The 16,240-nt window shown below is 50.1% G+C and carries 14 protein-coding genes and 3 pseudogenes; 16 read left to right on the top strand and 1 reads right to left on the bottom strand.

Annotated elements, in window-relative coordinates:
* Positions 1-142: 142 nt before the first annotated feature.
* Positions 143-1,198 (top strand): annotated as a pseudogene (locus tag I6N93_RS10390) (IS110 family RNA-guided transposase); the annotation flags it as partial.
* Positions 1,199-1,220: 22 nt separating this feature from the next.
* Positions 1,221-1,406, top strand: a pseudogene (locus I6N93_RS10385) (IS3 family transposase); the annotation flags it as partial.
* A gap of 39 nt (positions 1,407-1,445) precedes the next feature.
* On the opposite strand, the gene I6N93_RS10380 reads toward I6N93_RS10385, so the two are convergent.
* Positions 1,446-2,219, bottom strand: coding sequence for a DeoR/GlpR family DNA-binding transcription regulator (locus I6N93_RS10380; protein ID WP_085684955.1), 774 nt, complete (start codon positions 2,217-2,219; stop codon positions 1,446-1,448).
* A gap of 469 nt (positions 2,220-2,688) precedes the next feature.
* Between I6N93_RS10380 and I6N93_RS10375 the strand changes: the two genes are divergently transcribed.
* The 14 genes and pseudogenes from I6N93_RS10375 (at position 2,689) to I6N93_RS10315 (ending at position 16,233) form a co-directional block, all read left to right on the top strand.
* The gene (locus I6N93_RS10375) at positions 2,689-3,018 is read left to right on the top strand and encodes a PTS sugar transporter subunit IIB (protein WP_085684953.1); all 330 of its coding nucleotides are present in this window, start codon (positions 2,689-2,691) and stop codon (positions 3,016-3,018) included.
* A gap of 17 nt (positions 3,019-3,035) precedes the next feature.
* On the top strand, positions 3,036-4,328 hold the full coding sequence (locus tag I6N93_RS10370) for a PTS sugar transporter subunit IIC (protein WP_085684950.1): 1,293 nt from the start codon (positions 3,036-3,038) through the stop codon (positions 4,326-4,328).
* 40 nt (positions 4,329-4,368) lie between these two features.
* Positions 4,369-4,677: a PTS lactose/cellobiose transporter subunit IIA gene (locus tag I6N93_RS10365; RefSeq protein WP_085684947.1), complete on the top strand. Its 309-nt coding sequence runs from the start codon at positions 4,369-4,371 to the stop codon at positions 4,675-4,677.
* A gap of 21 nt (positions 4,678-4,698) precedes the next feature.
* Positions 4,699-6,099, top strand: coding sequence for a glycoside hydrolase family 1 protein (locus I6N93_RS10360; protein ID WP_085684944.1), 1,401 nt, complete (start codon positions 4,699-4,701; stop codon positions 6,097-6,099).
* A gap of 64 nt (positions 6,100-6,163) precedes the next feature.
* Complete coding sequence (locus I6N93_RS10355) at positions 6,164-7,129, top strand: Gfo/Idh/MocA family protein (protein WP_085684941.1); 966 nt, start codon at positions 6,164-6,166, stop codon at positions 7,127-7,129.
* Between the two features lie 4 nt (positions 7,130-7,133).
* The gene (locus tag I6N93_RS10350; protein ID WP_085684938.1) at positions 7,134-8,162 is read left to right on the top strand and encodes a Gfo/Idh/MocA family oxidoreductase; all 1,029 of its coding nucleotides are present in this window, start codon (positions 7,134-7,136) and stop codon (positions 8,160-8,162) included.
* Positions 8,163-8,313: 151 nt separating this feature from the next.
* The gene (locus tag I6N93_RS10345) at positions 8,314-9,852 is read left to right on the top strand and encodes a carbohydrate porin (RefSeq protein WP_037035667.1); all 1,539 of its coding nucleotides are present in this window, start codon (positions 8,314-8,316) and stop codon (positions 9,850-9,852) included.
* Positions 9,853-10,367: 515 nt separating this feature from the next.
* Positions 10,368-10,485 (top strand): annotated as a pseudogene (locus I6N93_RS17250) (helix-turn-helix domain-containing protein); the annotation flags it as partial.
* Positions 10,486-10,580: 95 nt separating this feature from the next.
* On the top strand, positions 10,581-10,964 hold the full coding sequence (locus I6N93_RS10340; protein WP_197669152.1) for an L-asparaginase family protein: 384 nt from the start codon (positions 10,581-10,583) through the stop codon (positions 10,962-10,964).
* Positions 10,965-11,602: 638 nt separating this feature from the next.
* Entirely contained in the window at positions 11,603-11,866 is a 264-nt protein-coding gene (locus tag I6N93_RS10335) for a Y-family DNA polymerase (RefSeq protein ID WP_085684935.1), read from the top strand.
* Between the two features lie 381 nt (positions 11,867-12,247).
* Positions 12,248-12,766 carry an Hcp family type VI secretion system effector gene (locus I6N93_RS10330; protein ID WP_085684932.1) on the top strand — a complete coding sequence of 173 codons (519 nt, stop codon included), beginning with the start codon at positions 12,248-12,250 and terminating at the stop codon, positions 12,764-12,766.
* Positions 12,767-12,927: 161 nt separating this feature from the next.
* Entirely contained in the window at positions 12,928-15,237 is a 2,310-nt protein-coding gene (locus tag I6N93_RS10325; protein WP_085684929.1) for a type VI secretion system Vgr family protein, read from the top strand.
* A gap of 11 nt (positions 15,238-15,248) precedes the next feature.
* Complete coding sequence (locus I6N93_RS10320) at positions 15,249-15,860, top strand: DUF4123 domain-containing protein (protein WP_085684927.1); 612 nt, start codon at positions 15,249-15,251, stop codon at positions 15,858-15,860.
* Positions 15,847-16,233: a hypothetical protein gene (locus tag I6N93_RS10315; protein ID WP_085684925.1), complete on the top strand. Its 387-nt coding sequence runs from the start codon at positions 15,847-15,849 to the stop codon at positions 16,231-16,233. The genes I6N93_RS10320 and I6N93_RS10315 overlap by 14 nt, the downstream gene beginning before the upstream one ends.
* Positions 16,234-16,240 lie beyond the last annotated feature (7 nt).

Below are 16,240 nucleotides of genomic sequence, written 5' to 3'. Positions count from 1 at the left end.
GTATTGACCTGTCGTCCGATTCTGGTATTTCCCGGGCATAACCGGGCCCAGCGTTTGTGACCTAATAGGAGCTTTGTGCTGCATCCCGAGTGTCCTGTCCTGCGATGGGGATGGTTGTGCTACCAATCGCTGGGGGCAAACCATGCAAAATGACCATCAATCTTCTGAAAGCGTGATCCTGGGTGTCGATACACGCCTTGATATTCATGTCGGTGCTGTTATCAGCCAAGCAGGTAGACTGCTTGGAGCTCTCATTATTCAAACAAATCAAGCGGGCTATCTGGAACTACTTGATTGGGCACGTTCTTTTGGGGGACTCGAACGAGCAGGTATCGAAGGAACCGGAACCTATGGTGCTGCATTAACACGTTATCTCATTAAGAATGGCATTTATGTGGTTGAAGTTAACCGGCCAAATCGCTCAAAACGTCGTCTTGAAGGGAAATCAGATCCACTGGATGCAGAGAATGCCGCCCGTACGGTGCTATCGGGGAGTAGCAAGGCCATACCAAAAATGCAGTCCGGCGCGTGTGAAGCTCTTCGGATTATTAGCGTTGCCCGGCGTAGTGCAGTCAAAGCCCGCACGCAGGCGATTAATCAGCTTCGTGCGTTGCTGGTTAGTGCACCGCAGGATGTTCGCGACAAACTCTGGAAATCGAAACCACATGAGTGCATAGCCGCCTGCATTAACAGCGAAGTGTCAGAGCACTCTCCATTGCGTATAGCCCTGTGCAGCACGCTTCGAAGCCTCGCGAAGCGGTGGATGGCCCTGACTGAAGAGCTGAATGAACTGGACGAATCACTCGATAAACTGACCCGCAAATATGCCAGTAACCTTCGTAGTCAGTTTGGTGTAGGTCCACATACAGCTGCAACGCTGCTGGCAGTTGCAGGCGATAACCCCGAACGTTTAAAAAATGAAGCGGCCCTGGCATCGCTCTGTGGCGTAAATCCGTTACCAGCATCATCAGGAAAAACAGTCAGGCACAGATTAAACCGTGGCGGCTCACGTGAAGCAAACAATGCTCTGTGGACCATAGCCCTTGTGCGTATGCGAAGTGATCCGCGCACAAGAACCTATGTCGACAGACGAACTCGTGAAGGGCTATCGACCAAAGAGATACTAAGATGCCTAGAACGTGACATCGTCCGTGAACTCTATCCGTTGATTTTATCGGACCTCGCCTATGCCAATCGCCCGATCTTGACAGAGGAGCGTCAATGCCGTAGCAGAGTCGTTCTTCAGTTCGCTGAAAAAAGAGCGTATCAGAAAGCGTATATATAAAACCCGCGCTCTGGCCCGCGCCGATATCTCCGATAACATTGAAGTGTTCTACAACCGGGCCCGGCGTCACAGCCACCTGGGGGGCATCAGCCCGCAGGCCTTCGAACAGGCCTCGCCGTGAGGACAGAATGTGTCTGCTGATGTGGGGTCAGTCCATTACTTACTCATCAGCATCTATTTTTTTGGTATCCACTACTACCAATTCAACATCGTTCTCTTCGATCAGCTTGAGGATGTTTTTTGGTGGCGTTTTATCCGTGATGATATGGTCGATATCCGACCAGCTGCAGGATTGATACATCAGTTGTAGATTAAATTTGGCGAAGGTTGCAATACAAATCACTTTTTTTGACTGTTTCGCCATGGCGACTTTTTGCAGTGCATCAAGTTCTGTATCTGTGGTGATGCCACTTTCCGACAATGCACTGACGCCAATAAATGCTTTGTCCGCATAATAGCGATTAATTTGCTCCAGGGCGGTATTACCTAATATTGCGTGAGAATAGTCATCAAAATTACCACCCAATACTGAAATACTAATCCCTTTATTTCCAATGATCTCGCCCAACACTTCAATGGAGTTGGTAATGACACTAACCGGTGACGGAAGCTGGCGGGCGAGGGCGGCAGATGTCGTACCGGCATCAATAAACAGGATCTCTTTTTCATTAATGGTTTTCGCCGCCCAGGCAGAAAGTAATGTTTTTTCCGCACTGTATTGTGCACGCTGAACATAAGGTAATTCGACACGCTTTTCTGCCAGAATAGCTCCACCGCGAATACGCAATATATGCGGAAGTTGTGTCAGTTTGATTAAATCCCGACGTGCAGAATCCGATGAAATATTATACTGCTGACAGATGTAATCGAGAGTCACTTTACCCTGATTTTTTATTAATTCCTCTAACTCGATCAAGCGTTCTTCTTGCGTCATTACGTCTTCCAATCTTCTGAGTGAGGACAGCCAGGCCATGTTAGCTGAAAACGCGGCTTGCGTACACGGCTCCATGACCGACCGGGTACGTCCCCATGGAAGGAGAACTTACTCCTTGTCGTTAACTTTCAAACACTTTCAAACACTTAAAAACACTTACTGAGTTACCTGTTAAAATAAATTTACATCCATTTTTTGTATGAAAAGTAATCTGTGTGCTTAAAATTTAGTGATGCTTGCCACATATATGTAATGATTTGTAAGTGATGTGATTCTTTTTGAGATTAGGGTCACGGAATCCTGTGACCAGTACTGAGAGCATGCCCCCGTCAAATGAAAAGAACACTTTCTGGCAGATTTCATTCCAGGTACGAAATGACCAGGCGAACGATAGCCACCAGTCTATGGTACGTGACCGAATGAAATGCCGAACCAGAGTTACACACTATTTTTATAGAGAGGGCTGAAAATGAAAAAAATTTTTCTTTGCTGCGCTGCCGGTATGTCAACCAGCATTGTGGTGAATAAAATGAAGCAGGCTGCCAATGCCAAAGGTATTGAGGCTGAAATTATTGCTGTGGCGATGGAAGAGTTTGAATCGACCATCTCGCATTTTGATTGCTGTCTGATGGGGCCGCAAATCAAATATAAATTCGAAGAGTTTAAGGCAATTGCTCAACGTGAAGGAAAGCCGATAGCCATCATCAGCAATATGGATTACGGCATGCTTAAAGGTGAGAAAATCCTTAATGATGCTCTGAAGATGATTCAGGATTCTCAAACTAACCCGGTGCAATAATTTTACAGGGTAATATCATGTCGAACGCATTTTTTAATTTTATTGAAAATAAAATTACGCCCGTTGCCGCCGTTGCCGGAACTCAGCGTCATATTATGGCGGTTCGCGACGGTTTTATTGGTGCGATGCCTTTTATGATCGTGGGTTCTTTTTTACTTATTTTTGCGTTTCCGCCTTTTGCACCGGATACCACCTTCTTTATTGGCAAACTTTGGTTATCCGTTTCCCAGCAGTATTTCAACGAAATCATGACCCCCTTTCATATGACGATGGGGATTATGGCTTGCTATATCAGTGCAGGGATAGCTTACAACCTGGCACAAACGTACAAGCTGGATGCGTTCTCTTGCGCCATGCTGTCGCTGATGACCTTCCTCCTGATCACTTCTCCCTACAAAGAGGGTTCGCTGCCGGCGGCCTTCCTCGGCGGATCGGGGATTTTTACCGCGATTCTGGTGGGGATTTTCTGTGTTGAGTTGGTCCGCATTCTGAAGCTATACAACATTGGTATCAAGCTGCCAGAACAAGTGCCGGATAAAATTCGCCACTCATTCAACCTTTTGATCCCGGCGATTGTCATTATCTGCACCATCTACCCGTTGAACGTGGTGTTACAACACCAGTTCGGCATGCTGTTACCTGAAATAATCATGACCGGCTTTACCCCGCTGATTTCTGCGGCGGACTCTCTGCCAGCGGTGCTGATTGCTGTCTTACTCTGCCAGGTTTTGTGGTTCTCTGGCATCAACGGCGGGGCGATTGTCGGCGGCATCCTGCAACCATTCTACTTAATTAATCTTGGACTTAACCAGACGGCGCTGGCCAACGGTTTGCCCATCCCACATATCTTTGCGGAGGCGTTTTGGGCCTTCTTTATCAACCTCGGTGGTTCGGGTGCCACGCTGGCGCTGGTTATCCTCTACATGCGCAGTAAAGCGGTACACCTCCGAGCCATCGGCAAGCTGTCGGTGGTACCGGTCTGCTTCAACATCAACGAACCAGTCATCTTTGGTAGCCCGGTGGTGATGAATCCGGTGCTATTTATTCCTTTCATCATCGCCCCGGTGGTGAACGCAATCATTGCCTGGTTTGCCACCACCAGTGGTCTGATTGCCAAAGTCATCTCTCTGGTTCCCTGGACCACGCCCGCACCGGTTGGCGCTGCGTGGGGTGCAGGCTGGGTCATGAACAATACGTTGCTGGTTATCGCGCTGATTGTTATCGACATCTTCATCTACCTGCCTTTCTTCAAAATTTATGAAAAGCAGCTTCTTGAGCAAGAACGTGAGCAGGAAATGGCCACGGCATAAGCCGTCCATTCCGCCTTCTTTTATTGAGTGGAGACAAAACATGGATATGGAATCAACGGTCATGGAGTTGATTATCAACGCCGGAGAATCGCGCAGCTATGCGATGGAAGCCCTGCGTGCCGCCAAACGCGGTGAGTGGGAGCTGGTTGATGAAAAACTTGCTGCTTCCACTGAGGCGTCGAAACGCGCCCACGATGTCCAGACTATGCTGATCGGTTTGGACGAAGGCTGCGGCAAAGTGCAGGTCAATCTGGTGCTGGTGCACGCGCAGGACCACATCATGACCTCAATGCTGGCCCGCGAATTGATTGCGGAAATCATCGACTTACAGCGCCAGCTACAGCGTTAACCTTTTTTACTGGAGTAAATAATGACATTTCCTCGTGATTTTTTGTGGGGTGGCGCGGTTGCGGCTAACCAATGCGAAGGCGCCTGGAATATCGATGGTAAAGGGCCGAGTATTCAGGATGTTACTCCGCAAGGGGTGATGGGGCCGATGACGGAGCAGCCAACGGACAATAACCTAAAGCTTGCAGGGATCGATTTTTATCATCGTTATAAAGAGGACATTAAATTCTTTGCGGAAATGGGTTTTAAGGTTTTTCGCACCTCGATTGCCTGGTCACGGATCTTTCCCTACGGCGATGAACAAACGCCAAATGAAGCTGGCCTAGCTTTTTATGATGCGCTTTTCGATGAGTGCCATAAATACGGCATTGAGCCGTTAGTCACTCTTTCGCATTACGAAACACCACTGCATCTGACCAAAGAATATAACGGATGGGCAAACCGGGCGATGATCGGTTTTTATACCCGCTACGCCACCACGGTATTTACACGTTATCAGCACAAGGTGAAATACTGGCTGACCTTCAATGAAATTAACTCCGTGCTGCATCATCCCCTGATGAGCGGCGGTATTTTCACGCCTAAGAATGAACTGAGCCAACAGGATCTCTATCAGGCAGTGCACCACGAATTGGTAGCTAGCGCACTGGCTACGAAGATTGGCCGGGAAATCATGCCGCAGGCGAAATTTGGCTGCATGGTATTAAGCCTGCCCATTTACCCGCTGACGCCAAACCCGGATGACGTCATCGCCTGCATGCATGCCGATCACCGGAATGATTTCTTTGCGGATGTGCACGTTCGCGGAAATTACCCTGGCTATATGCAGCGTTATTTCCGCGAGCAAAACATTGATCTGCAGATGGAAGAAGAGGATGTGCAGATCCTGACGCATACCGTCGATTTCCTCTCATTCAGTTATTACTTTAGTACCTGCGAAACTGTGCAAACTAACGTGGATGGAGCTACCGGAAATTTGATGGGTGGGGTGAAAAATCCGCATTTAGCCGCCAGTGAGTGGGGCTGGCAAATTGATCCACAAGGGTTGCGCTACATCTTAAACAAATACTATGACCGCTATCAGCTCCCACTGTTTATTGTGGAGAACGGTCTGGGCGCGAAAGATGTATTAATTACCGATGGCGTGGGTGAACCTACGGTCAATGACGATTACCGCATCCAGTATTTGCGTGAACATCTGGAACAGGTGCATGAAGCCATTAAGGACGGTGTGCCGGTAATGGGATATACCACCTGGGGGTGTATCGATCTGGTCAGCGCGTCCACCGCACAACTTTCTAAACGTTACGGGTTTATTTACGTCGATCGCAATGACGATGGTAAAGGTTCACTGGCTCGCTACAAGAAAAAATCGTTTTATTGGTATCAGAACGTTATCCATTCCAACGGCGCAGATCTGTAAGTATTCAGGTGTGATTTAAAACAATGCCACCTGCATTGCGGCGGGTGGCACGACGAGGTGGAACATGAAATTAGGCATTCTTGGCACCGGCATGATCGTTAAAGATTTGCTTTCGACGGTTCACAAACTGCCTTTTAGCGGTCTGGCGATTTTAGGCACGCCACAAACGGAAGAGGAAACGCGCGAGCTGGCAGCCCGTTACCACATTGATGATACTTATTTTGATTATCAGGCCATGCTGGACAGCGATGTCGACACAATTTACGTGGCATTACCAAACCATTTGCATTTCCCGTTTGCCAGCCAGGCGCTGCAAAAAGGTAAGCACGTTATTATTGAAAAACCGATTACCACCAGCGTGGAAGAACTGAACACGCTAAAGAATCTGGCAGCAGGACAAAACGTTATCATGCTGGAAGCGATGAATATTCATTACCTTCCGGCCTATTTATCGCTTCAGTCGCAGCTGTCCCGTATTGGAAAAATCAAGCTGGTGACTCTGAACTACAGCCAATACTCATCGCGTTATGATGACTTTATGGCGGGCATTGTGCACCCGGCTTTTGATGTCAAAAAAGGCGGTGGGGCGCTAATGGACATTAATGTCTACAACCTCCATTTTGTCGCCGGATTGTTTGGTGAGCCGCAAGCGGTTAATTACTTCGCCAATATGCATAACAATATTGATACCAGCGGGATGATGGTACTCGATTATGGTGATTTCAAATGCGTCTGTATTGGCGCTAAAGATTGTCAAGCGCCGACCACCTCGTTGATTCAGGGAGATAAGGGGAACATGCAAATCACGCTGCCGGTCAACCAGATGACAGGTTTCGAGATGGCACTGAATAACGGTGACAGCGCGCAATTTGCGTTTGACCGTCGTGAGCATCGCTTGCTTTATGAATTCCTCGCCTTTATTCGCATTATCGACACCCTGGATTATGAGACTGCTGCACGCCAGCTTGACGTAAGCACCCTGGCGGCTCAGATGATTGAAACGGGTAAAAAACAGCTGATTGTGGAGTGAAACAGTGATAACGAAATTAATTCTTGGTTTTATCGGCAATGGCAAAAGTGCTAATCGCTATCACTTGCCGTTTATTCTGTCTCGCGCAGATAAAATAACCACCAAAACCATTTATTCCGCCACGGCAAATCGTGATGGTTGGGATAAATTACCTAACATCACCTATACCAATAATCTGGATGTGCTATTGGGTGACCCGGAAATACAGGTAGTGGTGGTTAGCACCCCGGCCGCCTTGCATTATGAGTTTGCGCTGAAGGTTTTACAGGCCGGAAAACACTGCGTGGTAGAAAAACCCTTTACTCATACACGTGAAGAGGCCGAAACCTTATATAACCTGGCTAAAGAAAAAGGATTAATGGTGCAGTGTTATCAGAATCGCCGTTTCGACAGCGATTTTTTGACCACCCAGAAGGTGATTGAATCGGGCAAGCTCGGTGATTTACTCGAAGTGGAAATGCACTATGACTATTACCGCCCTTACATCCCGGAGTCGGTCAACGAATTCAGTGCCATTAACTCCTACCTGTATGGGCACGGTTGCCACACCCTCGACCAGGTGATTTCATACTTTGGTGCGCCGGACCATGTTAACTACGACGTGCGCCAGCTGTTAGGCGAAGGGCGTATGAACGATTACTTCGATGTGGATATGTTCTACGGTGCATTAAAAGTCTCGGTAAAATCGAGCTATTTCCGTATCAAAGAGCGTCCGAGTTTTGTGGCTTACGGCAAGAAAGGGATGTTTATCAAACACAGTAAGGATAAGCAGGAACATCACCTCAAGCTCTTTTATATGCCTGATAACGCCGATTTTGGTCACGACACTCCGGAAGATTATGGTGTGCTGACCTGGATGGATGACGCAGGTATATATCACGAAGAAAAAGTTGTCACTGAACAAGGTGATTATGCCCGCTATTATGATGCCCTCTATGAGACAATTATTAACGGCAAAGAAAAACTGGTGAAAGATGATGAAACCCTGCTGCAAATTAATTTACTGCAAGCGGGTATCACTGGCCTGAAGTAAAACGCATCGTACCATAGGGTTGTATTGTTAATATAAAACAATGCAACCCTATTTTTATAATAAGACCGACCGTTATGGGTGATGTCACCTGTGCACCTCATCACGCCTGTTGTTAAAGGATAACTTAATAAAAATTAATTATAGGATCGATATGAACATTAATATACCCGTACTCTGCTCCGTGACATTAAGTGCCTGCTATTTATTGGTGGCGAATACGCTGTATGCAGCACCGCTAACCCTGGAAGAGCGTGTTGCACTTCTCGAAAATAAGCTCTCCTCCAATATGAAGGAATTAGATGCCACCAAAGCGCAGCTTAAAAAATATGAATCGCTAATGCCACCGTTGGAAGTTATTTCTGCCAACCCGGCGACGCCAGAAAAAGTCGATTCTGCTTCGTCGATGACTCTGGCCGATATTAGTAAATATGTGAAAGACGATATCGGCTTTAATTATTCCGGCTATTTCCGCTCGGGATATGCGGTGGGAAACCGGGGCTCGGCAAAATCCTACGCCATTGGTTCTCTGGGGCGTTTTGGCCAGGAAAACAGTTCCTGGTATGATCTTGAATTTTCGCAGCGGGTTTACCGCGATGGCAATAAAACGGCGAAAGCGGTTGTGATGCTCGACGGCAACGTCGACGGACAATACAGCGCGGGCTGGTTTGACAGCACCTCTGACAACCTGCTGCAATTTTCCGATATCTATCTGACCACGCGGGGCTTTTTGCCTTTTGCCCCGGAGGCCGATTTCTGGGTGGGAAAACATACGTTGCCAAAGTTTGAGATCCAGATGCTCGACTTCAAATACCACAAATCGGACTCAGCTGCCGGGATTGGGCTGGAAAACTGGCAACTGGGGCCAGGCAAGGTCAACGTGGCGCTGGTGCGTGAAGACCTTGATGCCCATGCGGTCGACAGCAGCGTCAGCCAGACTCAACAAATCAACACCAACACGCTAGATGCCCGCTACACAGCAATACCCCTATGGGATAGAGCCACGTTGGATCTGTTTGGTCGCTACTCTGCTGCTAACAAAACCGACCTGAATAAGCACAATGAAAACAACGGCACGTATTACAGTGTGAAAGATGCCTGGCATGCCGGGGCGCGGTTGACGCAAAACTGGCAGAACGGCGGGTTTACCTATGTGACTGCCCAGATGGCAAACAACTCGATCGCCAGCGGCATGGGTCTGGTGACCGACTCCAGCGCGCTGTATGGCTATAACGGGCAGTATTACGGAGAACACACTAACGGCACGGCCTGGCGCTTACTCTCCGAAGGGGAAAACTACCTGTTGCCAAACGTGATCATGGCCCATGCCCTGGTGTATGCCGCTGGCAATGATATCTATGATTATTACACCGGTGCCCACACCGACTTCAACTCCGTCCGTGCGGTGGTGCGTCCGGCGTATATCTGGGACACCTTTAATCAGACGGGGGTTGAACTGGGCTGGTTCGATCAGCGCAATAAAGCGGGCGGCGAGACGTACCATGAGTCGGGCCTGAAGACGACGTTGTTCCACACCTTCAAAGTGGGCACAAGCATGCTGACCTCGCGTCCGGAGATCCGTTTCTTCGCCACTTACCTGAAAACATTTGATAATGAGATAACCCAGTTCACCTTTAACGACGATAAGAAAGATCAGTTTACCGTCGGGGCACAGGCAGAAGTGTGGTGGTAAATCGCAATTGGCACCACACTACCTATTATTCTTGATCTTAAATTACGGATTGGTTATTAGACTACCCATGCAGGAATCCTGTCTCATTCTGAACCTGGATTCCTGCATGCCAATATAGGTAGATTAAAAAATTATGGCCCACCAATAATAAGGGCAGCCTAGGATTGCACTTTATCAAGACTGGGTGGCCGGGGGCGATGGAGCGGCAGAATTACATAGGATTTGTCACATCGCTTTGGAGAACTGGAATTATCCTACACGCCGGCGCTCGCTTGCTCGGCGGTATGAGCCATGTCGCCAGAATTGGGCAAGTATTGGTAGCGGTGAGCGAGTACGGCACATAGAAACAGCTCGAACTCGGTGAGCCAGGCTACCTACAGGCCCAGCGGATGCTAGGCGAGGCTGACGCTCAAATGCCACTCCAAACAACGCCCGGGGTGTCGTGGGGTGAGGGTTCATGGTGTTCTGTTCGGTGACCCTGGCCGTTGGGCCGGTCGGGTGTTTCGGGTACGAAAGAAAAGGAAATCAGTTCGCCGGATTTTGGTCTGGTCTGCCGTTTTGCTACGGTGCTGAATGTGACGGAAGCGTTTTTATGCTGCCGATGAAGATCTCGCAACGCTAATCTTGCAGTAACATCCTTATAAGAAAAGTAACCCTAACCTGACCAGGTTCGGTTGTTTTTATGCCACTCCAGTGCCACATGCTTGAATGTTTTTTCTGGTAAGAAAGTGGAGCAGTTTGACATCAAAAACATCGATAAGCTGCCGCGCGTAGATATCGCATACCAATACACGAACAGCGATATGACGGCCATCGATGCCTTTGTGAAGGCTGGCGCTAAGGCTATCGTGATCGCAGGAATGGGCAATGGAAACGTTTCTGATGCACTGCTACCTGACCTTTCAAAGGTTTCCGGTAAAACTATTTTGGTTCGTAGCTCTCGTACCGGCACTGGGTCGCTCTATCGTGGCGCTTCTTACGATGGTGATACCAAAAATGGCTTTATAGTTGTGGACGATCAACCGCCAGTAAAAGCGCGTCTTCTGACAGCATTGGCTTTGACTCAAACCAATGACCCAAAAGTTGTGAAAGAAATCCTCTATAAATACTAAGATTAATAGGTAGAATTCAAGGCTTATTGACCTAGTAGCATCTCCCTCGCCAGATTCCTACAGGTGCCTGGCGAGGTTCCAGCACTCTCAAGGATGACTAGTTGCATCTAATCCGGCAAGGTGCTCAGTCAAGGCCCATTGATAGCCGTCTAAACGTCTTTTCTTCCTCCTTTTGCAGCATCTCAAGGCTCTTGTATACCGAGTGCTATCGACCTATTGAGGTAGAGCACGGAGTACAGACAGACCTGGACGTCAGAGTTCGCACGAATTTGCCGTAATTTGCCCTGTAACCCTCATCCACGCCATCTAACAAGCGACTGAGTTGAAAGAAATGCGTGACGGTACCAAGACTGTGTGGGCCGGGGGCTCGCCTTAGGTATCTGCATGCCATGCTCCCACCCACGGATAGGAGGTAAGCCATTCACATTTCGCCAATATGACTTACCTAAACGCTTACGATTCGACTCAAAAAAGTATTAACTCAAGCATATCACTTAGCCCCAAAACATGGAAATATACCAGCAGTAAAATATCAATATTAATCAATATATTATCTAATGATAACTGTTAAGATCATTCAGATGCAATGATGGCTGCGTTATCGCTCATAATCGTGAAGCCACAGCGTTAGTATTGACATGGGGACTCCATTCTTCAAGATAGAAACCGTTCAGAGACGATACGGCGTACAGGTATTCAGTTCAAATCATGCGTTGTATGCAGACATGTCTGGCCGGGTAATGGCGACGCTGGAAACGATGGCGCCGGCACTGGAGATTTATTCTATTGGTGAAGTTTTTATGCACATCGGAGGTATTGTTCGTCAAAGGCTCGGCTTATTCAACAAAGTCGGAGAGGATCTTGCCGATAGATTTTGCCAAAGACATATACCACTAGACTAAATATGTTCCGCTCCCTGGTTTAGCTAAAATAATAATGGTAATAATTAGTCATATAATAATTAACCAAGTCTTTACGCGTGTTTTCGCTATATTGATAGGTGATAACTCGCAAACAGACATGGTTGCCATAATCCTAACTAAAACTTTCAGAATAAATGCAAAATCTGCGCAACTTCTTGCTCACTTCCCAGCATAAATCACTTTTTGCGCAATGTTTGCAAACGATTCAGTAAGTCTGCGCAATTTTTTGCTCAAATTTGACTTAGGGAAAATTTGAGTTAGGCGATTTTCATTTAAAAACAGCAACATAAAAAATGGCATGCGCTTTGCTATACGAACAAGTGAAGTCAAATACATGTTCAATAAACAAGGAGCAAGACCATGCCAACCCCATGCTATATCAGCATCGAAGGAAAAACTCAGGGCAATATCACTGCCGGCGCCTTCACCTCCGACTCTGTCGGCAACATCTACGTGCAGGGCCACGAAGACGAAATGCTGGTACAGGAATTCAACCACGTCGTCACCGTCCCCACCGACCCGCAGTCCGGCCAGCCTTCCGGCCAGCGCATCCACAAACCCTTCAAATTCACCGTGGCGCTGAACAAAGCGGTGCCGCTGATGTACAACGCCCTGGCCTCCGGCGAAATGCTGCCGACCGTCACCCTGAAGTGGTACCGCACCTCTGTCGAAGGCAAGCAGGAGCACTTCTTCTCCACCACGCTGACCGACGCCACCATCGTGGACATCGACTGCCAGATGCCGCACTGCCAGGACCCGTCCAAACTGGACTACACCCAGCTGATTCAGGTGTCGCTGGCCTACCGCAAAATCGACTGGGAGCACACCGTCGCCGGGACGTCCGGCTCCGACGACTGGCGCGCGCCGGTCGAAGCGTAATCCCTGTTCAACCCGGCCGGCGTGCCGGGTTTTTTGCTGTGCTGCGGTGTGAGCGGACTCAGACCGCAACACAGCGGTTTCATTTTTTCATCAGATAATTGCATGTCGCACCGGGCGGTAACGGGGCGTGCGGTAGCCGTGGCAGAGGGAGGAGGAACAAGGTGGCAAACAGCACAGGATTACAGTTCACCGTAACGCTCGGCGCGTTGCCGGCGGGCACGTTCGCGGTGGTGGATTTCAGGCTGGACGAGGGGCTGAACCGGCCATTCAGTTTGTCGCTGAGTCTGGCGAGCGCGCAGCCGGATATTGATTTCGGCGCGGTGCTGGACCAGCCATGCGAACTGCTGGTGTGGTACGAGGGGGAACTGCAACGCCGGGTGAGCGGCATCGTCAGCGGCTTCACTCAGGGCGATACCGGTTTTCGGCGCACGCGTTATCAGGCGGAGGTGCGTCCGGCGCTGTGGCGGCTGGGGCTGCGCAGCAACGCGCGTATCTTTCAGGCGCAGAAGCCGGAAGAGATTATCGCCACGCTGCTGGACGAGGCGGGCATCACGGATTACGCGTTCGCGCTGCGCCACGAGCATGCGCAGCGGGAATACTGCGTGCAGTACCGGGAAAGCGACCTGGCGTTTATCAACCGGCTGGCATCGGAAGAGGGGCTGTATTACTTCCACGAATACGAGGAAGGCAAACACCGGCTGGTGTTTGCGGATGACGCGGGGGCGCTGGGCAAAGGGCCGGACCTGTTCTTCAACCTGGCGACGCAGGGGCTGTCGGAAGGGGCGTATGTCAGGCGTTTCCACTATGCGGAGCGGGTGAGCACGGCGGAAGTGGAACTGAAGGACTACAGCTTCAAGACCCCGGCCTACGGCTTGTCGCATCAGAAGACGGGCAGCGAGCTTGAGCATCAGCGAGAGAGCTACCAGCACTATGACTATCCGGGGCGTTTCAAACAGGACCCGAGCGGAAAAGCGTTCAGCGGCTACCGTCTGGATGCGCTGCGCGCCGGGGCGGTGACGGGCGAAGGGGAATCGAACTGCGCGGGGCTGATGCCGGGCAAGGCGTTTTCATTGACGGAGCATCCGAACGCGGCGCTGAATATCGCGTGGCAGATAGTCGGGGTAACGCACGTAGGGCAACAGCCGCAGGCGCTGGAAGAGGAAAGCGGGGGCGAGCCGACGACGCTGAGCAACAGTTTCAGCGTGGTGAAAGGCAAAACAACGTGGCGGGCGTTGATGCCGCACAAGCCGATGGTGGACGGTCCGCAAATTGCCACCGTGGTGGGCCCGGCGGGAGAAGAAATCTACTGCGATGAATATGGCCGGGTGAAGCTACAGTTCCCGTGGGACCGCTACGGCGCAAGCGACGACCAGAGCTCGTGCTGGGTGCGGGTGAGCCAGGGCTGGGCGGGCGGTCAGTACGGCATGATAGCCATCCCGCGCATCGGGCATGAGGTGATAGTAAGTTTCCTTGAAGGCGATCCGGACCAGCCGATAGTGACCGGGCGGACGTTTCATGCGACTAATCCGGTGCCGTATCCGCTGCCGGAGCATAAAACCAAGATGGTGTTGCGTTCCAACACCCATCAGGGCAGCGGTTTCAATGAACTCTCTTTTGAGGATGGATCCGGTCGGGAAAATATTCATCTCCACGCCCAGAAAGATATGTCGGTCAAGATATTGCACGACATGACCAAACGTGTGGATTCCAGCGTGGTGGAGAGTATCGGCGAAAATCAGAATACGGAAATTGGAAAGCATCACCAGCACCGGGTCGGCGGCAACATGAATCTGACCGTGGGCGGACAAGGACTCGGACTGCTGGGCGGCTTGTTCAGCCTGATAGCCAACAGCGGTAAATTCATGAAGAAAGAATCAGCCAAAGTGGGCGAGCCGGGTGTAGAGCAGTTTGCCGATGATATCAATAAAGTTGGCGCAGCGGCGGAAACGATGTCGCTGACCGCGGGAAAGTCCTTTACCGACGCGGGCGGATTCAAATCCAAAGCCGGGCTGGATATGGTATCGAAAGGCACCTCGCTGGCCGGACTGCTTTCCAGCCTGATGCCCGGCTCCGGCATTTTTAATACGGTCGTCGAGAAGTTTCGTTCGGATACCACCGGTATCGCCAGTACCGAACAGGTTGGCCTGTATAAAAACACGCTGGTCGGTCATACCCAGACGTTGTCTGTCGGTCAGGTGCTGAAACTGCTGGTTGGCGATAAATATGACATCGAGAGCAAAAGTGCCATCTTCTCCCGTACCAAAAAGCATACGCTTTACGCCAAAGAAAAAATGGTGATTGGCGGACCGGGCGGCACCATTACCATCGATGACAGCGGTGTGACCATTCAGGCGAAGAGCATCAAACTGAAAGCGCCGTCCATTGATATGTCCGGCGGTGCAGCAGAGCAGGCGGCGGCGCTGAGCAGCGACAAGCCGTTCTCTGAAGAATGTCCGTACAAGAAAAAATAGACGGGGGCTGTATGTTGGAGAATCCTTATGACGCGGTGAGTGATGGTCTGAAACAGACGGTATTCACTCCCGCATCCACTCTCGTGGATGAGCACGAAAAACCCCTTCACACCTATCTGTTGCTGAACGCGGCGGCCAGCCCGGATATCGCCATCTGTCTGGCGGGTTTTTCGCCAGCTTATCGTTCGCTGTTTGATGTGTCGGTACTGGATAATCTCGGCCACGTGGCGCCTTATCTGGTGCAGATTAATGCGCACAGTGATGTGCTGGACTGGTGGCTGGCGGACGGTTATATGCGGCAATGGGGCATCATTGTGCGCAGCACGCTGCCGTTGATACCGCTGGTCAGGCATTTCAAGAAATTCACCAAAGTCATCAATCATGGCAAAACCTACTTTTTCCGTTTTTACCAGCCGAAGACATTCAACCAGTTTATTCCACAGTTGACGCCGGAACAGCAGTCTGACTTTTTTGCCCCGCTTTATGCCGTCTATACGGAAACCACCGATGAGCCGGCGCAGTTGATGCATTTCACCCATGATGCCCGCGGATTACATGTAACTACGCTGGCATTGCCGGTTACCCCAAACCAGGAGGAGAGCACTGAACATGTGGCACTTTGATGACCTGCAAATGGAATCGCATCTGATGAGCGATAAAGACTTTTCCCGGTGGTTTGTGGATGAAGTGATGGAGGAAACCCTGCCGGAGCACAAGCAAGGGCATAAACCGGACACCCTGTATACGATGACGCTGAATGGCCGGGAGATAGCGAAAAAGTTCCATATCCATAAACCGACCAATCAGGCGAAATTTTTGTATTTCATGTGGGGCGTTGGGTCGAACTTCTTTGAGTTTGATGGTTTTAAGCAAATCCTTGCGGATACAGCGCGGGGCGAAGATGAACGGCTTGACGCGCTGTTTACCGAGGTCAGCGAAGAGCAGGGGGTTGATGCGCTGATGCAGAGTCATCCGAATTACTGGTTCCCGGAGTGAAGCCGGT

Source organism: Lonsdalea populi (assembly GCF_015999465.1).
GTDB lineage: Bacteria > Pseudomonadota > Gammaproteobacteria > Enterobacterales > Enterobacteriaceae > Lonsdalea > Lonsdalea populi.
Note: the sequence above shows the minus strand (reverse complement) of the source record. Positions and strands in the feature narration are given on the sequence as shown.

Excerpts from the sequence above, each read along its gene's own strand:
- I6N93_RS10380 (WP_085684955.1), bottom strand. The coding sequence starts at position 2,219 with ATGACGCAAGAAGAACGCTTGATCGAGTTAGAGGAATTAATAAAAAAT.
- I6N93_RS10375 (WP_085684953.1), top strand. The coding sequence starts at position 2,689 with ATGAAAAAAATTTTTCTTTGCTGCGCTGCCGGTATGTCAACCAGCATT.
- I6N93_RS10370 (WP_085684950.1), top strand. The coding sequence starts at position 3,036 with ATGTCGAACGCATTTTTTAATTTTATTGAAAATAAAATTACGCCCGTT.
- I6N93_RS10365 (WP_085684947.1), top strand. The coding sequence starts at position 4,369 with ATGGATATGGAATCAACGGTCATGGAGTTGATTATCAACGCCGGAGAA.
- I6N93_RS10360 (WP_085684944.1), top strand. The coding sequence starts at position 4,699 with ATGACATTTCCTCGTGATTTTTTGTGGGGTGGCGCGGTTGCGGCTAAC.
- I6N93_RS10355 (WP_085684941.1), top strand. The coding sequence starts at position 6,164 with ATGAAATTAGGCATTCTTGGCACCGGCATGATCGTTAAAGATTTGCTT.
- I6N93_RS10345 (WP_037035667.1), top strand. The coding sequence starts at position 8,314 with ATGAACATTAATATACCCGTACTCTGCTCCGTGACATTAAGTGCCTGC.
- I6N93_RS10335 (WP_085684935.1), top strand. The coding sequence starts at position 11,603 with ATGGGGACTCCATTCTTCAAGATAGAAACCGTTCAGAGACGATACGGC.
- I6N93_RS10330 (WP_085684932.1), top strand. The coding sequence starts at position 12,248 with ATGCCAACCCCATGCTATATCAGCATCGAAGGAAAAACTCAGGGCAAT.
- I6N93_RS10320 (WP_085684927.1), top strand. The coding sequence starts at position 15,249 with ATGTTGGAGAATCCTTATGACGCGGTGAGTGATGGTCTGAAACAGACG.
- I6N93_RS10315 (WP_085684925.1), top strand. The coding sequence starts at position 15,847 with ATGTGGCACTTTGATGACCTGCAAATGGAATCGCATCTGATGAGCGAT.